Raw genomic sequence first — 17,559 nt, forward strand, 5'->3', positions numbered from 1 at the left:
TTACTTCTTTAGTTTTTCTATGAATTGATGCATCATTTTTCGTACAGGTTCGCTCCACCATTGCTGTTGAAATAAATTCATCTCATCTTCTGATAAACTTTCCATTGTAATAATCACATGTTTTCTTAATTGAGATTTTGTTGTTCTCCAGCCATTTTGTTCGTATTGTAAATATTGCTTAAGCTTTTGCTCAGCTTTTTCTAATACCATTTCCATAGGTACCACTTCATCAACTAATCCAATTTCTTTGGCATGTGCTGGAGAATACAATTTTCCTTCCATCAAATATTGATAGGCATTTTTGCTGCCCAACCATACACTGTATTGTGCATACACACCACGTGGTACAATAATTCCTACAGGAATTTCATTTAATCCAATTTTATATTCACCTTCAGCCATTACTCTATAGTCGCATCCATTTGCAATAATACAACCACCAGCTGGTGCATGTCCTGTAATTGCAGCAACCAATGGTTTGTTGAATTTTGATAAACTTAATATCATATGCATAAAACTTCTCCAAAATTTATTGAATTCTGCGCCATTATATTGAAATAGTTCTGGAATATCTAAGCCAGCAGAAAAGAAACGTTCTTGCCCAACAATAACAGCACCATCAATGTCTTCATTTTCTAGTATTTCTTGTAATGATTGATTAAATTCTGTAACAAATTGTTGATTGATAGGATTTGATTTTCCTCTTTTCATTTCTATTATGGCGTAGTTTTCTTTTTTTATGATATGTATGTATTCCATGTATAATATTTTTACCTAAGTTAATAAAAAAACGCTACATAGGAAACCTACATAGCGTTTTGAAAATGTATTTCTAAATAAGCTTAGAAAGGATACGTATTTTTATCTAAAGCATAATCAGCAACTGCTCTTCTAGTGTCTTTAGGATTTATATCATAAGTTCTAATAAGTCCATCTACTAATCTGTGCATTGCAAATTTTTCTACACCATCAGAGTAACTATCAATTGCATTTTTAGCTGCTTTTCTTACAGTGTCTAATGCATCATAGATGTATAATTGTGTAGCTTTAGTTTTTAATTCTAAATCTTTTTTATCAACACCTGGCATTGTAGCAAGTTTTTTAATTCTCAATACTGCAGACTCTGTCATGAATGCCATTGCTAAAATATCAGCTAAATTCATTACTATTTCTTGCTCATCAACTAATTTAGTTTTAAGTTTTCTTCCAGCAACACCAGTAATTATCATAAATAGATTTTTTAAATTATCTACGATCTCTTCTTCTTTAGCTAAATTGCCATTTGCAAATGGATTTAAATTTTTAGCAATTCCTAACGGAATAGTTTTAGAAGCGTCTTTTATATTGATTTCTTTTGTTTGGAATGCTCTTTTGTAAAACTCAGCTAAAGAAAGCATTTTGTTGATTTCATTTGTGCCTTCATATATTTTTGTAATACGAGCATCTCTGTATGCCATTTCTACGCCAGTTTCCATAGAATAACCCATTCCACCAAAAATTTGTATTACTTCGTCAGCTGCATTACACATTGCATCAGAACCTTGTACTTTAAGAATAGCACACTCAATAGCATACTCTCTCATCGCATCTATTTTGCTATCATTCTCTGATTTTCCTGCTGCTTTTAATTCTGCATATTTTTTATCTACATCTGCACCAACTCTATATACTGCTGATTCAATAACAAATGCATTTGCTACGATTTGTCCAATTTTTTGTTTAATTGCACCAAAGTCTGCAATTGGTTTGTTGAACTGTATTCTTTGATTAGCATATTCAATTCCTTTTTCTACGCCATATTTCATTCCACCTGTTGCACCAGCAGCAATTTTTATTCTACCACTATTTAATATGTTCAATGCCATATTAAAACCTTTGCCTCTTTCACCTAATAAGTTTTCTTTTGGAATTGGAACATTATTAAAAAATAATTGAACAGTAGAAGATGCTTTGATACCCATTTTCTTTTCTTCTTTGCCTAATTCAATACCACCAAATTCTTTTTCTACTATAAATGCAGATAATTTTTCATCCTTGTCGATTTTTGCAAATACGATAAAGATATCAGCAAATCCACCATTTGTAATCCACATTTTTTGACCATTCAATAAATAGTGTGTGCCTTCTGAATCTAATACCGCATTTGTTTTTCCACTATTTGCATCAGAACCAGATGTTGGCTCAGTTAAGCAGTATGAACAAACATATTCTCCACTTGCAATTTTTGGTAAATATTTTTCTTTTTGTGCTTCATTGCCATACCACACAATTGGTAATGAACCAATAGATGTTTGAGCGCCAATTGTTGTAGCAAATGAAAATCCTAATGCAATAGCCTCACTTACTACTAAACCAGTATTGAAGTCTAAACCCATTCCACCATATTGCTCAGCAATGGAACCACCACATAAGCCTAATTCTGCTGCTTTATGAAATGTTTCTTTTACAGTTTCCATATCTTTGTTAGCATCCATTAATGCTAATTTTTCAATACCCATTCCATGGATTTCTTTAAGGCAGAAATCTTTTACCATTTCTCTGATACCAATTTGCTCTTCAGAAAATTGTTCAGGAATAAATACGTCTTCAGTAGATGTGTTTTTTAGTAAGAATGAGCCACCAATTAATGATGATTGTTTTTTTGTTGCCATAATTTATTTATTTTTAGTTGTTATATTTTTTATAGACAGTATAAAGTTAGGTTAAAATTGCAATGCATGCATTGGATTTTAGGTTAATTAAACTTTAAATAGATTTTACTATATTGCAATATATTATAATAGTAGAGTGAAAAGCAAAAGTAAAGATGTGCAAGAAAATTGGAAAGATGTTGATCTAAATCTAACATTTGAGGTTGATTTTAGATTACAAGTATCAAATTTTGGTAATCTAAGAACAGTAAATAAACACGATGAATTTAAAACTACAAAAGCATCACACTTAAGAGGATTTAGAACTGTAAATAGAACATTTTATAGACCAAGAACAAAGAAAGAAGAGAAATTATTTGTAAAATATAAGTATGAGCTATCTGAAGCTAAAGCTGAGATTGCAAAAGAGAAGAAAGAAATAAAAGAGCTTAAATATAAATCTGATACAAGATTTAAGAAAAGAGAAGGAATTGTAGCGCTTGAAAAAGAATATAATAAACAAAAAAGAGCATACCAAAAATTCTTATTAGAAGATAGAAAAAGCAGAGCAATAACAAGGTCATGGTTGTTGCATAAACTAGTGGCAACATATTTTTGCAAACCTAAAAGTAAAAATCATACATATATTATTCACCTTGATGGAAATAAAGAAAACAACAAAAGTACAAATCTAAAATGGGCAACATTAGATGAAGCAAACTTATACAAATATCAACGAAAGAGTATTGATAAACCAAAACTAAGTTATAAACTAACTATAGAAAAAGTTATTGAAATTAAAAATGAATTAAAAGATTCGATGGCATTTAACACAAATGATTTGCTTAAAAAATATAAGATTAGTATTTCGCAATTAAGAAGAATAAAGAATAAAGAAACTTGGAACTTTGTAAAAATCTAAACATGAAAAATATAATTTTATTACTGTTGATTTTAGTTTTTTGCAACTTGCATGCTGAAGATATTAATATTGATGATACTAAAACAAATAATATTCTTCCTAAGCTTTTTACAGGTGCAGGAATGGCAGATGTGCTTAGTGGATTGAATTTTGAAGTAGATCCAGATAATCAAGAAGTAATTACAAATACATACTTTAATGCAGAATATTTAGCAACATGTAAAGCACTCAAAATTTCAGATTATAGATTTCCAGAAGGAACAGGAGGAAATTATTTTCATTTTTATGGTAAAGGTTCTGGCTTAGACACAACAGAAATATATTGCAATGAAACATATTATGGAATTGGTGGTGCAAAAATCTCACAGTATAGAAATGCATATAATTTTGAACAAAAATTAGAAAAAAACTATGCACATTATTTCGCAGATTTTATGCAAAAAATGGCAACAGATATTCCTGATGTAGGATTTTATTACCACTTAAATTCACATACACATATTTACAAAGGGCACTTAAAAAATGCATCTCAAGCTATTCAATACCTTATTCAAAAATATTTTAATCAAAATAATGCATTACTCAATACAAAATATGATGCACTTTTACCTACAGTAGATACCAATCAAATAAAAATTGCTATAGATGCATTAGATAAATTGAAAAATGATTCAATAATAAAAATTATTAAAGATTCTTTAGTTAGAAGTGCAGGATTTCAATATAGTTTTCAAGAAAATATGAATTCTATCAGATTTTTTAAATCAAAAAATTTAAAAATAAAAGGTATAGAAATAGGCAACGAAACAGAAGCAGAATATATGTTATTCGATGATGATTTTTCGCATTTCCCATATCAATGTAATGCATCAGATACAAGCCTAGAAAATCCATTTAGTGAGTTATTATTTCGTGATTATTTAGAAGGATTAGTCAAAAATTGGATTCTTATTACTTTATATGCAGATTCTATTCATCAAAATTTTAATATTCCAATTGGCGTTACAGTTGGTGGTGTCAGAGCGAATGTAGGTTTCAATACAAACAATGAACCATACTTGCTTGCACCATTTGGAAATTTAGAAAAGAGTGCATTTTTTTGGTCTAAGTTTTTCTCTAGAGAATCTAAAATAGATGCACTCATTCCACATATATACACACCAAGATTTATAGATTGTGACAAATACACAGAGTTGTTAAATACCATGTCTGTAAATGAAATAAATAATTCTGGAATAAAATTTATAGATTTTTATATTGAAACATCATTGCCATATTTTTTAAATGCAGTAAGTAAAACAGTAGGAGGAAAGCCACTTTGGATTACAGAATGGAATTTTAATTTTCATTCTTTTGTACCCAATACATTCTTGCATAGTTATTTTCTTATTAAGGCAATAGCAAAACAAGTAGAATTTTATGAAAACAATAATCAATATAATGTCAAAACATGGTTGTTGCATTATTTATCTTCACCATATTTTGCCTTTGCACTAATAAAATCTGGCTATGACAGAAATGCAAATTATAGTATTGATAAAATGTTGCCTTACGAAGCATACTATATTTGGAACAAAACATTGAGTGACAGTTGTAAAAAATTAAACACAACTTTGACAGCAAATACATCTCAGAAAACGAATAATCAAATTTTTATCAATCAACAAAAAGATAAAGTGTATATACATTTTACAAATTTAAGTACCAATGATGATTTCTATAGCTTAAAAAATATTCAATTTATATCAAACCAAAAAAAATATGTTGTAGATAAAGTTTCAACACATCAATTAGTAGCCAAAACATACATAGCATCAAACTATGTAGAATGTAATGCTTTGAGAAATCAAATTCCAAATTCAAGTTACAAAATTGTAGATACTACAAAAAATTTCAATGATACATTATTGATGCCAGCATATTCAATTGGTTCATTTTGCTTGCATCTAAAAGAAGATCAAACAACGAATATCACAAACACTCAAAAAAAAAACGAACTAAGTGCCGACGTTTTTCCAATTCCAAATAAAGATTATATCAATATCAATATTCATAGCAAAATTAAAGACAATATTTATCAAATTGAAATTGCAGATATGAACGGAAATGTAGTAATTTCAACTACTAGCAACGAAAATAATAATAAAATAGATGTAAGTAAATTTCCTTCTGGAATGTATATTATTAATATCGTAGACAAAAAAATGAACCATTTTACAACGAAAACAGTCATTTTTTAACACTTAATTAGTTATTTTTGGTTACCTATTTTTTGGATATATAATAAATTTAATCTATATTTGTCAATATGAGAAAATACATGAGCAAATTAGCATTAGTAGTTTTATTAGTGTCTAATTTTCAAACAGTAAAAGCAGAAAATAATTTTTTTGATATTTTTAAAAAAGTTTGTTCAGAAAACAAAGTTGATTTTGATGGATTAAGCATCTTTTTTACAGAATCTGGTATAAATCTAAACAAAGCAGTAGATCCACAATTATATGTAAATATTTTTAAATGGATGTTCACACCATACAAATATGGTGGCAAAACAGAAAAAGGCATAGATTGTTCAAATTATGTTTTTAAATTAAATTCAGAGTGCCAAAGTGATTATTCTACATCATATCAATTAGCACAAATTACAACATATGTAGATCCTTCAGAATTACAAGAAGGAGATTTGGTTTTCTTTAATGTAAATGGTGGTGGCATTTCACATGTTGGCATTTATCTGCAAGATGGTAAATTTACACATTCATCATCATCAAAAGGTGTGTCAATTGCGAATCTAAGCGATCCATATTGGGCAAAAAGATTTTGCAAAGCAGGAAGAATAGCATCTACATTCAAAGTAAATAATTAATATTATAAAAAAGCTAGAATCCATAATTTTGTTAAACACAAATGTTTAATAATGGATGCTGATTTTAATAATATCAAGAAAGGAACTCTATTGCTTGCCGAACCATTTATGCAAGACGAACATTTTAAACGTTCAGTAGTCTTAATTTGTGAGCACAATACAGAAGGAACAATTGGACTGATTCTCAATAAACCAACAATCTTTAAAGTGAATCAGATGGTTGGCAACTTTCCGCATATCAATGCATTTATTCATAGTGGTGGTCCAGTCGAAAATGACAGACTAAATTATATTCATGTATACCACGATATTATACCTAATGCATTTCAAATTGAAGATAATATATATTGGAATGGAGATTTTGATGTGTTGAAAGAACAAATAAAACTAAAGCACATCATGCCACAAAATATTATGTTCTTTTCAGGTTATGCAGCTTGGGATTTTGAGCAACTCAAAGCCGAAGTAGAAGAACAAAGTTGGATAATATGCAATATAGATTATCCAATATTTAAAACAAGCGAATACATGTGGAAAGATATTCTACAAAAAATGGGTGGAAAATATAAACTTATAGCTGAGTATCCAGAAAACCCAAACCTAAACTAAAGTGTGCTTATTTTACGATAAAAGACTTTTCAAAACTTGAGTATTGTCGTACTTTTTCTAATGCAGAATTCATTTGTTCTATTGAGCTAAAGCCAGTAATCCAAACAGTATTTAAATCTCTTTCATTCTTATAAGTAATCAATTGTCCAATATTCGAAAACTGATTTAAAATATTCCAATTTGGATTCATATAAGAGCCAAGTTGTATCGCCAACGGATATTTACTTTTTACATCTTGTGTACTCATCTTACCAAGACTAAGATGATCTTTAGATGTAATATTGTTGATGCTGTTTGTTGTTTTAGGTTCTTCTTTCTTTGTGTTAATAGTAGGTTTTGTAGGTGCTTTTATTTCTTCAGTTGTTACAGAAGTTGTTGTTAAAATATAACTTGTAGGTTCAGTTGTTTTTTTAATTTCAGCTGGTGCATCTTCAATTGCATAATTATTTATGTTCAACTTTTTAATAACACCATTAGAAGAAAATGTCAAATTATTTTCATCAAGCATTCCAGTATTCGATTCGTTGTTTGGTGTGTTTATGCCATTTCCCATATTTTTTGGTTTGCTCCACAATTCATCTTTGTATTCTGACATATACAAATCTGTACCACCTTTTGTGCCAGGAAAATTTGCAATAAAAAACATTTTTTTAGTCTCATCATTTTCAATAATCGTTGGACTGCCAACTTTATAAGTTCCTAATAGATTTTTATTAAGTGTATAAGCTACCCATTTATTATCTATCCATACTGCGTGCAATACGTCATACATTAGCGTTTCTTCTATGCTTTGTATATGTTCAGGTACTTTATTTGTATTCACATTTGCATCATACAATTCAAAGGTAATGTCTTGTAAGTATCCATAGTCATTTTCTAACTTATATGCTGAGAAAACAGAGAAACTATTAATGCACAATAATAATATAAAGAACCTGTTGTGCGGTTTAACATAGTGCGAATTTAAGATGATTGATTGGTTTATTATTCATTTTATTTAAAAGTTGTAAGGCAGTTAATGCACAGGTTTTAGATTTGATTCTTGTAATCAATCCAATGAATGATTTAGCATAGTTTCTTTTAATCATAAACTGGTCACAAAGTTGTGAGAATAATGTTTCAATTCTCTTTCTACATTTTCTAAGTATGAATGGATATTTCTGATAGTCTTTTTGATTGTTACGCAAAGGAGTTTTAAGTTGAATATTACAGGACTCAAACAAGTCTAATTGGTATTGAGTAGATAGATAGCCTTTGTCACCAAGTAGTATAGCATTATTCATTCCACTATGCTTTAGATTATTTAAAAAATGTACATCATGTACGCTGGCTTTGGTAATATCCATTGACATAAATGTTCCATTAAGGGTTGTAGACAAGTGAAGTTTATATCCATAATAATACGATTTACTTACAGCAGAATAACCTTTATCTGGAGCTGTTTCAAAATCATGTTTGCATATTTTAGAATGCTTTTCTCTTGCTAATTGTACAATTGGAATAGGTATAGAATCTACAATAAAAACATCTTCAAATTCATTAAAAGGTTGTGCCATTTTTTCATTCAAGAGATGAATATAATTCTGTAATCTTCGCCTTCGTTTATTATAATTAGAACGGTCAATTAAATGTGGAAAATCTAATGAATATTCTACCTTTAATTTCTTCCAAAATAAGTTTTCAGAATCAATACTCAATGCTTCAGCACAAAGTGATAATGCGATGATTTCACAATCATTCATTTTAGGCTTATTTCTATATAATTGGAAGTTAAAAGAGGAATCTACAATAAAATCTTTCAGATAAAGTTTGGAAAGATTAAAAATTTTGTCGAAATTTGATTTGATGTTGTGCATTGTAAATAATTGGTATTCAAATAATTATATACAAAAATCATGCTAAAACATGATGCACAACATCACTTTTATATTAAGTATTTAAACCGCACAACGGGTTATAAATAATAAAAATTTGTTCATAAAGATGTTTTTAAATAGGTAGTAGTTTAATTTTACATGTAAATTTAGATATACAATTACTATGCTAGAAACGCTAATTTTCCACAAATTGTTATAAGATGTCTTATGTTGTATTAGTATTTTTAGAAATATTAACTATATTACAAATAATTTGAGGGGTATTTTTTGCAATTAAGATTATTGTACATATTATTTATTTTATCCATTAACCAAGCAATGGCACTTGGAGAGTTCAGAACTTCTGGTGCTCGCCAAGCTGGAATGGGTTTTAATTCTATTTCCTTACCTAGTGTTTATTCAGTATACAACAACCAAGCAGCAAGTGCATTCTTAGAAAAAAAATCTTTTGGCTTATATTATTCTCCAGTTTTTATTGGTGAAGGTGTTAATAATATTTCAGGTGTTATGGCTATTCCAGTATCCAAAGCAGGCACATTTGGTTTGTCTTTTGGATATTATGGCTACAATGCTTATAACGATAAAAAGATAGGACTTTCCTATGCTATAAAATTAGCAAAATTTATTTCGGTAGGCATGCAATTAGATTGGATAAACACAAGGATAGAAGGCTACGGACAAAAAAACTTTGCAACATTTGAATTGGGTATAATGGCGAAGCCAATAGAAGAATTGAGTATTGCAGCACATGTGTACAATCCATTAAAACTATATATAGATGATACTAAAGTTGAGAAAATCCCTACAGTACTCAAGTTTGGCGCAACTTATGAGGCAATAAAAAAGTTTTTCATTACATTAGAATTAGAACAAGAGTTTGGCAGAAAAACACGCGTGCGAGCTGGATTAGATTATACATACAAAGAAATAGTAAGTTTTAGAGCAGGAATATCAACAGATCCAACAATTGCATCAGTTGGCGTAGGTGTAAAACTAAAGCAAGGTTTGATGATAGATTTCGCCACATCTTACAATACAAATATTGGATTTTCGCCACATGTAGGTATCGCTTATGAAATAAAGAATAAGCCAAAACTAGAAAAGACTACAAAAAAGAAAAAGACTAATAAAAAGTAATACAACATTTCTTACAACAAAATCAAAACTAAAATCTTCTTTGTTACTTTTTCTATTAAGAAAAAAAGTAACCATAATACTCTTGTATCGAGCTTCGCCCATGTTGGTTTCCTAACCAACACGCCAATGCATATATAAAATAAAAATAACATAAAAATGTTTCGTCCTTGTGAAGGAAATGAAGCAATCCAAACTGTCGACTGTCGACTGCTGACTATCACGGCATCAGAAAAATATCGTTAAGAAAATAAGCGTCGAGCGTAAAGAAAGTTTTGCTGTTTGAAGTTCTGCTTTGTAGAAGCAGAACAAGTTTAAAAACTTTTAGCGAAGACGAATATTTTTAGCGTCATTTTTCGTAAGCCTTGATCTTTCTTTGTTACTTTCTTTCCATCAAGGGAAAGAAAGTAAATACACATATTTTATCAAGAAAAAAAGTAAATGAATATTTCATAATGGCAAAACTAACAACATCTACATACAAATACCAAAAAAGAAAAAGGCTAATAATAAATATTAGCCTTTACAAATAAATGAATATTTAATAATGCTTAGAATCTTTCTAACGAAGAGAAAAAGAAGTTACCTTCAATCGCTGCATTCTCATCAGAGTCAGAACCATGAACAGCATTCTCACCAATAGATTTTGCAAATCTTTTTCTAATAGTACCTTCTTCTGCTTGCTCAGGATTTGTAGCACCAATTAGTTTTCTAAAACTTTCTACTGCATTTTCTTTTTCTAAAATTGCAGCTACAATTGGTCCTCTACTCATAAACTCTACTAATTCGCCATAGAAAGGACGCTCTTTGTGTACTTCATAAAATTGTCCTGCTTGCTCTGAAGATAATTTTGTGTACTTCATTGCTACAATTTTAAATCCGTTTTCGGTCATCATTGCTAAAATAGAACCAATGTTGTTTGCTTCAACAGCATCTGGTTTTATCATGGTAAATGTTCTGTTTGTTGCCATATTTTTTTTGCGCAAAGGTAAGATACTAGTTTAGAAAAAATACATTCTGCTTATTATCATTCGATTAATCTTTTCTCTTTTCCTTTTATAACAACGACAAACTCACCTTTTGGTTCTTTTTGTGTAAAATATTCTAATGCTTCTTGTGCGCTACCTCTGTAAGTTTCTTCAAATTTTTTGCTAAGTTCTCTAGAAATCGAAACTTGCCTATCTGCGCCCATATGTTCTATAATTTCCTTAAGTAGTTTTACAACTCTATATGGCGATTCATACAAAATAATAGTTCTCGGTTCTTCAATTAATGCCAATAATCTTTTTTGCCTGCCTTTTTGGTGTGGCAAAAATCCTTCAAACACAAGTCTATCAGTAGGAAATCCAGAGTTGACCAAAGCAGGTACAAAAGCAGTTGCACCAGGCAATGTTTCCACTTCAATATGGTGGAGAATACAAGCTCTTACCAACAAGAAACCAGGATCAGAAATTCCAGGTGTACCAGCATCAGATACTAAGGCAATATTTTTGCCCATTTGCAATTGCTGAATAAAGTATTCTGCAACTTTATGCTCATTGTCTTTGTGGTAAGATTGCAAAGGCGTACTAATGCTAAAATGCTTACACAAAAATTGAGTATTTCTGGTGTCTTCGGCCAAAATCAAATCTACACTTTGTAGTACTTTTAGAGCTCGGTGTGTAATGTCTTCTAGGTTGCCAATAGGTGTTGGTACAATGTATAGTTTGTTTGCAGTCATTTTAAGGATTTAGCATTTTTGTTTGTAGAGATTCAATATATTCTATTAAATGTATAGGCTTAAATTGTCTCCAATTAATTGGCTCATCATCATCTATCCCAATAAATTCTATATAGTGGTGTAAGTTTGCGTCTTGCATTTCATTTACAATATGCGACTTAAAGTTGATGGCAGCAATATAACCATGCTGTTGTTGAATGTCATCATACCATTCTTCATAATAATCTTCAATATCTGCAAAGAACTCAAGTATATTTTCACCAATCAAAATAAATTTATAAATATTATTTTCAATCATTGTATCAATAATATCTCTTTTTAAGAACATAATGTCATTGTTCAAACAATCATTCCATTCGCCTATAAATTCTAATATTACCACACCTCTTTTATAGTTAGTGTAGATTTGTTTAATGTACAAAGTTTCAGAGCCAAAAGAATCCCATTGTGGATGAATTAAATAGTTGTATATCTTATCTGTAAACTCAAATTCGCTATGTGTCTTTCCATAAAATGGCGACAGCTCATCTGCTGTAGCATTGTATATATCTCGCCATTTCCAGTATGGTTCTATGCTATGCATGCACAAAGATAAATATTTTTAAGCTAAAGAAATATTATAAGAAACATTCGCCTTCGCCACGATAGGTTTTTACTTTGTCTATTATTTTTCCTTGACTAATTAAATGCAATTCATTAAAACGCTCGCAAAGTTCTCCTGCTTTGCTATGCCTAAATAATATACTATCACCAATTTTTAGCTTCTCTTTTCCGTTGTAGGTAAAAGGCGTCTGCACTTCTCCAGTACCTTCATTTTCTGTAAGCACCACATCTTTAGGTAGGTACGGTTTAGGTTGCTTGTCTATGCCTATGCTACCACTAGCTACATAGCCACCACCAAGGCAAGTAAACATATTTGCACTCGGATGTCTTACAATTGGCACAGCAAAACCAGCAGCAGGCAAGTGTTTAAAATTATTATAATAATCAAATAAAGCAGGACTATAAAAGCCAGAACCAACAGTTATTTCAGTAATGCCATCTTCTATTTTGTTCCATTCCATACTGCCTGTGCCACCAGCATTTACAATCTCTATAGTATTATATTTCGATTTGGCATATTGTACAATGGCAGCTCTACGTGCAGTATATGCAGGAATAGATTTCTTTTTTAAAAATTTAATAGCAAAATTTTTGATACCCATTGCAGGATTGGTATCGCCCACACCAGCAATCTGAGCTTCGTAGCCCATCAATGCCACCAATTGTAGATGCTTGTATTTTTCTAAAGAATCAATTAAGGCAATAGCATCATTCTCATTTTTGATAGCAGAACGATTGACACCAAAATGCAAACCCATAATATTAGACGACATATCCATATCTATACAAATAGGCTGTACAGTATCTTCTTTTTCAGCAATATCGTTTATCAATTGTAGATGAGCTTCTAAATCTACCATCAAGATAATTTTTTTGCCTACTTTAGTTGAAGCACAAATCTGTTGAATTTGTTTTTTGTCTACAATAGGGTAACCCAACAGCAAATCATCAAAACCTTGCTTAGATAAAAAAAAGCGCTGCAGCACCAGTAAAGCACATAATGCCTTTGTAGCAACTATTCCTTTCTAAAATATGTTGTAGCACCCACCTGCATCTGATAGACTTAGAAGCTATGCGTATACTTTTTTTGCCAGCACGTTGAGCAATGGCATCAATATTTTCGTTAAGCATATCTACATCAAGATAGGCAAGCGGCAAGGTATTTTCTTTAAAAATTTCGTTGTAGTAAGTATAATCTCTAGTTGACATAGTTGATTGATTACCCAAATATATCTAAAACAAACCATATATTATGACAGATAGCCATGTTTTTTGATATTTATAATGATGTATTAAAATATGTATAAATTGCATTTGCAAACTTCGCTTGGAGTTTGTAACTTCACAAATCCCTCACACGAAGTAGTCATTTTACCAAAACCAACTCCAAATATTAATTTTAGATTTTTAAATAAATTTGCTAAATTTGTATCCAAATGAATACAGATTTAAGAAATGTACTTTATTGAAAAGACAATAGAATTTGACAAATGGTTTAGGAAATTGAAAGATTTGAGAGCTAAAGCAAAAATATTATTTAGACTTCAAAAATTAGAGAATGAAGAATATTTTGGAGATTGCAAACCTGTTGGAAATGGAATAAGTGAATTGAAAATAAATTATGCAAAGGGTTATAGAATCTATTTCAAAGAAACAGATGGAAAAATTATTATTTTGCTAATTGGCGGAGATAAATCAACCCAGCAAAAAGACATTGAAAATGCAAAAGAGATTTGGGATAATATAAAAAAATAAAAAATGGAAACATCAAAATTTGATATAGCAGACTATTTGGATAGCAACGAAATGATTGCCGAATATCTAAATGCAGTTTTAGAGGATGGAAATGATGCTGAAATTGTAACTGCAATTGGACATATTGCTAAAGCAATCGGAATGACGAAAATTGCTGAAGATACAGGTTTGAGTAGACCAAGCTTATATAAAGCCTTGTCTGAAGGTGCAAAACCTCAATTTTCAACAATTATGAAAGTTTTAAAAGCTGTTGGCGGGCAAATCAAAGTAAATCCAATAACTGCTTAAAAAAGGTTACACAACATTAATATAGGCAGTTACATAACTTATATTTTTTAAGTCACTAAGCTCACATCATTTTATACATTAGGGAATTGCTATTAGCTTAGAGTAAAACAATCAATAGAGTTAATTTCATGTCGTGCAAATTTTGCTAATAAAGGTTAAAATTAATTTTGCAATTAAACGATAACTATAATTTTAAGTCAAATATAATTATTAAGATTATAATTGCACCATGATAAAAAATGTACTTTCAGTTTTTCTTTTTTTAGTTTCTGTTTCTATAATTTTTGCTGAAAATTTCAGCATTTCTGGAAAAATTGTTGATGCCAAAGATAACTCATCACTTATTGGAGCCAATATTGCTGTGTTTCGTGCCAAAGATACCATAGAAATAAATGGTAGTACAACTGATGTAGATGGGAATTTTATTATAGAAAATATGGAGCAAGGTACATATAGACTCAATATTAGCTATATAGGTTACGCAACAGTAGACAAGATTGTAGAGCTAAAGGATAATATGAATTTAAATACCATAAAACTGAATGAAGATAGTAAGGTGCTGAAAGAAGTGGTAATTCAAGAAAAACAAATTAGAGTTCAACAATTAGGCGATACTACACAATTTAATGCAGGCGCTTTTAAAGTAAATACAGATGCTACTACAGAAGATTTATTGACAAAGATGCCTGGTGTTACCTCAGAAAATGGAACAGTAAAGGTAAATGGCGAAGAAGTAAAAAAAGTATTGATTGATGGTAAAGAGTTTTTTGGCAACGACCCAAGAACTGCCATTCAAAATTTGCCAGCAGATATTGTAGATAAAGTTCAGGTTTTTGATAAGCTGAGCGATCAATCAGCATTTACTGGCTTTGATGATGGAAATGGACAAAAGACCATCAATATTATTACAAAAAATGGATTGGGTAATTCTAAATTTGGAAAAGTATATGCTGGCTATGGTGGACCAGATAATAGATTTAATGCTGGTGCAAATTTCAGTACATTTAAAGGCGATAGACGTTTTTCTATTTTGGCAATGAGCAATAATATTAACCAACAAAATTTTAATATACAAGATTTAGTTGGTGCTACAAGTTCTGGAAGCAATAGTAGTGGAAGTAGCATGCGAGGTGGCAGTCCAGGTAGAAATAATAGTTTGGGTAATTTCTTGGTAGGTCAGCAAAATGGAATTGCAACCACAACTGCATTAGGCATAAATTATTCTGATAAAATTGGAAAACAGAACAAAGTATCATTTTCTGGTTCTTATTTTTTTAATGGTACAAAAAATGTGAACACAAGTTCTACCTTAAGAAATTATATTTTAAGTAGCGAAGATAGTAGTTTGGTATATGATGAAACCAAAGATGTAACAAGCAAAAACTTTAATAATAGAGTAAACCTAAGAATAGAATATGTGATTGATTCTTTAAATACGTTGACTTTTACACCAAGTTTTAGTACGCAAAATTATAGTTCTAATTCAATACTAGATGCAACAAATACAAGAAATAATGAAAGTGTAGAAAGTGCAACACAAAATAATTTATCATCAAAGCAATTTGGAATTAATTTCTCGAACGATATATTGTATCAACATAAATTTGCAAAAAAAGGAAGAACAATTTCTGCGAATTTGAATACATCAGCAAGTACAAAAAATGTGGATGGAAGTTTATTTACTTTAAACAATTATCTGTCAGATACAATAGTTACTATTGATTCTATCAATCAAAAATCTAATTTAAAAACAAAGAGTTATACTGTAGGTGGTAATGTTGTCTATACAGAACCAATAAAAAAATATGGACAAATTTCAGTTAATTATGCTCCAAGTTTTACCAAAACAACATCACTCAAAAATACAGATAACTATGATGCTTTAACAGATGAATACACAATAAGAGACACAGCATTGAGCAATCAATTCAATAATACATATTTGACAAATAAAGTAGGAATTGCCTATCGGTACAACAATCAAAAATTAAGTTGGAGTGTTGGTTTGGTTGGTCAAGATGCCTTGTTGCACAGCGAGCAGTTGGCGCCAAACGAAATTTCTGTCAATAAGAATTTTCTTTCTTTATTGCCTAATGCAGAGATGAATTATAAATTTTCTAAAACAGAGAATTTAAGATTTTTCTATAGAACAAGTAATAATCCACCAAGCATTACACAACTACAAAATGTAATAGACAATAGCAATTCATTGATATTAACTTCAGGAAATCCTGATTTAAAACAAAATTTTTCACAATCAATTGGATTGCGATATGGCAGAACAAATACAACTAAAGCAACAAGTTTATTTGTATTTGCAAATGCACAAAACACGATGAACTATATAGCAAATTCTACAACAGTATTTGCAAGAGATACTGTAATTAATGGTATTAGCGCAAGTGCAGGAACACAATATATACAACCAACTAACTTGAATGGTTATTGGAATGCGCGTACGTTTGTTACTTATGGTTTTCCTGTAAGTAAATTAAAAAGTAATATGAATATTAATGGTGGATTTGTGTATACTAAAACTCCAACATTAATTAACCAAGCAAGCAATAATGCTAACTCATACGCTTTCAATGCTGGTGTAGTTTTGAGTAGTAATATTAGCACAAAAATAGATTTTACAGTTTCTTACAACGCAAGTTATAACTTAGTAAGAAACTCGTTGCAACAACAAAATAATAGCAACTATTTTAATCATACAGCAATGGCGCGTGTAAATTATCAATTCTGGAAAGGATTTGTATTTAGCTCACAAGTGAGTAATACTTTAAATGCTGGTGGTTCTAGTGCTTACAATACAAACTATTGGTTGCTTAATGCATCATTAGCATATAAATTCTTGAAGAATGAAAGCTTAGAAGTGAAATTTAGTGCAAATGATATCTTAAATCAAAATAGAAATATTACAAGAAACATTGCAGAAACATATACTGAAGACGTAAGTACTACAGCACTTCGTAGATATTTTATGGGCACCATAACCTATACTTTTAAAAAGATAGAAACAAATGGAACTGAAGATAAACCCAAAGACTTTTTAATGATGCCACCACCACCAAGTGGAAATGCACCAATGATGCCACCACCAGGAAATTAAACTAACATGATTTGTTTAAGATAATGAGTGTGTATATTTGTTT

The 17,559-nt window shown here is 30.2% G+C and carries 15 protein-coding genes and 1 pseudogene; 8 read left to right on the forward strand and 8 right to left on the reverse strand.

Translation table 11 applies throughout. The features are described 5' to 3' along the window. Both IPK18_11115 and IPK18_11120 read right to left on the reverse strand, forming a co-directional pair. Positions 1–759: an enoyl-CoA hydratase/isomerase family protein gene (locus IPK18_11115; protein QQR97410.1), complete on the reverse strand. Its 759-nt coding sequence runs from the start codon at positions 757–759 to the stop codon at positions 1–3. An 83-nt stretch (positions 760–842) separates the two neighbouring features. Beyond that, positions 843–2,654 carry an acyl-CoA dehydrogenase family protein gene (locus IPK18_11120; GenBank protein QQR99339.1) on the reverse strand — a complete coding sequence of 604 codons (1,812 nt, stop codon included), beginning with the start codon at positions 2,652–2,654 and terminating at the stop codon, positions 843–845. A gap of 133 nt (positions 2,655–2,787) precedes the next feature. On the opposite strand from IPK18_11120, the gene IPK18_11125 reads away from it, so the two are divergent. From IPK18_11125 to IPK18_11140, 4 genes are all read left to right on the forward strand, one after another. Then, positions 2,788–3,552 carry a hypothetical protein gene (locus IPK18_11125; protein QQR97411.1) on the forward strand — a complete coding sequence of 255 codons (765 nt, stop codon included), beginning with the start codon at positions 2,788–2,790 and terminating at the stop codon, positions 3,550–3,552. Positions 3,553–3,554: 2 nt separating this feature from the next. After that, positions 3,555–5,792 (forward strand): T9SS type A sorting domain-containing protein, encoded by a 2,238-nt coding sequence (locus IPK18_11130; GenBank protein ID QQR97412.1) that lies wholly within the window; start codon positions 3,555–3,557, stop codon positions 5,790–5,792. Positions 5,793–5,872: 80 nt separating this feature from the next. After that, on the forward strand, positions 5,873–6,418 hold the full coding sequence (locus IPK18_11135) for a C40 family peptidase (GenBank protein QQR97413.1): 546 nt from the start codon (positions 5,873–5,875) through the stop codon (positions 6,416–6,418). A 51-nt stretch (positions 6,419–6,469) separates the two neighbouring features. After that, on the forward strand, positions 6,470–7,027 hold the full coding sequence (locus tag IPK18_11140; GenBank protein QQR97414.1) for a YqgE/AlgH family protein: 558 nt from the start codon (positions 6,470–6,472) through the stop codon (positions 7,025–7,027). A 7-nt stretch (positions 7,028–7,034) separates the two neighbouring features. Here IPK18_11140 and IPK18_11145 read toward each other — a convergent pair whose 3' ends face one another. Together IPK18_11145 and IPK18_11150 are read right to left on the reverse strand one after the other, a co-directional pair. Continuing rightward, positions 7,035–7,946 (reverse strand): hypothetical protein, encoded by a 912-nt coding sequence (locus tag IPK18_11145; GenBank protein QQR97415.1) that lies wholly within the window; start codon positions 7,944–7,946, stop codon positions 7,035–7,037. Positions 7,947–7,974: 28 nt separating this feature from the next. Beyond that, entirely contained in the window at positions 7,975–8,769 is a 795-nt protein-coding gene (locus IPK18_11150) for an IS982 family transposase (GenBank protein ID QQR97416.1), read from the reverse strand. Positions 8,770–9,186: 417 nt separating this feature from the next. Here IPK18_11150 and IPK18_11155 point away from each other — a divergent pair, with 417 nt between their 5' ends. Then, on the forward strand, positions 9,187–10,041 hold the full coding sequence (locus tag IPK18_11155; protein ID QQR97417.1) for a hypothetical protein: 855 nt from the start codon (positions 9,187–9,189) through the stop codon (positions 10,039–10,041). Positions 10,042–10,589: 548 nt separating this feature from the next. On the opposite strand, the gene IPK18_11160 is transcribed toward IPK18_11155, so the two are convergent. The 4 genes and pseudogenes from IPK18_11160 to IPK18_11175 form a co-directional block, all read right to left on the reverse strand. Next, on the reverse strand, positions 10,590–11,009 hold the full coding sequence (locus IPK18_11160) for a nucleoside-diphosphate kinase (GenBank protein ID QQR97418.1): 420 nt from the start codon (positions 11,007–11,009) through the stop codon (positions 10,590–10,592). 56 nt (positions 11,010–11,065) lie between these two features. Continuing rightward, a complete protein-coding gene (gene rsmI / locus IPK18_11165) occupies positions 11,066–11,758 on the reverse strand; it encodes a 16S rRNA (cytidine(1402)-2'-O)-methyltransferase (GenBank protein ID QQR97419.1) in 693 nt (230 codons plus the stop codon). Between the two features lies 1 nt (position 11,759). After that, the gene (locus IPK18_11170; GenBank protein QQR97420.1) at positions 11,760–12,341 is read right to left on the reverse strand and encodes a hypothetical protein; all 582 of its coding nucleotides are present in this window, start codon (positions 12,339–12,341) and stop codon (positions 11,760–11,762) included. Between the two features lie 34 nt (positions 12,342–12,375). Continuing rightward, positions 12,376–13,570, reverse strand: a pseudogene (locus IPK18_11175) (amino acid deaminase/aldolase). Positions 13,571–13,816: 246 nt separating this feature from the next. On the opposite strand from IPK18_11175, the gene IPK18_11180 reads away from it, so the two are divergent. From IPK18_11180 to IPK18_11190, 3 genes are all read left to right on the forward strand, one after another. Further along, a complete protein-coding gene (locus IPK18_11180) occupies positions 13,817–14,116 on the forward strand; it encodes a type II toxin-antitoxin system RelE/ParE family toxin (protein ID QQR97421.1) in 300 nt (99 codons plus the stop codon). Between the two features lie 3 nt (positions 14,117–14,119). Continuing rightward, positions 14,120–14,404, forward strand: coding sequence for a putative addiction module antidote protein (locus tag IPK18_11185; protein ID QQR97422.1), 285 nt, complete (start codon positions 14,120–14,122; stop codon positions 14,402–14,404). Between the two features lie 229 nt (positions 14,405–14,633). Continuing rightward, positions 14,634–17,516, forward strand: coding sequence for a TonB-dependent receptor (locus IPK18_11190; protein ID QQR97423.1), 2,883 nt, complete (start codon positions 14,634–14,636; stop codon positions 17,514–17,516). The last annotated feature ends 43 nt before the right edge of the window (positions 17,517–17,559 follow it).

The sequence above is a fragment of the Sphingobacteriales bacterium genome (genome assembly GCA_016699615.1).
Classification (GTDB): Bacteria; Bacteroidota; Bacteroidia; order Chitinophagales; family JADIYW01; genus JADJSS01.

Coding starts and splice junctions, on each gene's coding strand:
- IPK18_11190 (QQR97423.1), top strand. CDS start 14,634: ATGATAAAAAATGTACTTTCAGTTTTTCTTTTTTTAGTTTCTGTTTCT.
- IPK18_11130 (QQR97412.1), top strand. CDS start 3,555: ATGAAAAATATAATTTTATTACTGTTGATTTTAGTTTTTTGCAACTTG.
- IPK18_11185 (QQR97422.1), top strand. CDS start 14,120: ATGGAAACATCAAAATTTGATATAGCAGACTATTTGGATAGCAACGAA.
- IPK18_11115 (QQR97410.1), bottom strand. CDS start 759: ATGGAATACATACATATCATAAAAAAAGAAAACTACGCCATAATAGAA.
- IPK18_11170 (QQR97420.1), bottom strand. CDS start 12,341: ATGCATAGCATAGAACCATACTGGAAATGGCGAGATATATACAATGCT.
- rsmI (QQR97419.1), bottom strand. CDS start 11,758: ATGACTGCAAACAAACTATACATTGTACCAACACCTATTGGCAACCTA.
- IPK18_11140 (QQR97414.1), top strand. CDS start 6,470: ATGGATGCTGATTTTAATAATATCAAGAAAGGAACTCTATTGCTTGCC.
- IPK18_11150 (QQR97416.1), bottom strand. CDS start 8,769: ATGAATGATTGTGAAATCATCGCATTATCACTTTGTGCTGAAGCATTG.
- IPK18_11180 (QQR97421.1), top strand. CDS start 13,817: ATGTACTTTATTGAAAAGACAATAGAATTTGACAAATGGTTTAGGAAA.
- IPK18_11160 (QQR97418.1), bottom strand. CDS start 11,009: ATGGCAACAAACAGAACATTTACCATGATAAAACCAGATGCTGTTGAA.
- IPK18_11135 (QQR97413.1), top strand. CDS start 5,873: ATGAGCAAATTAGCATTAGTAGTTTTATTAGTGTCTAATTTTCAAACA.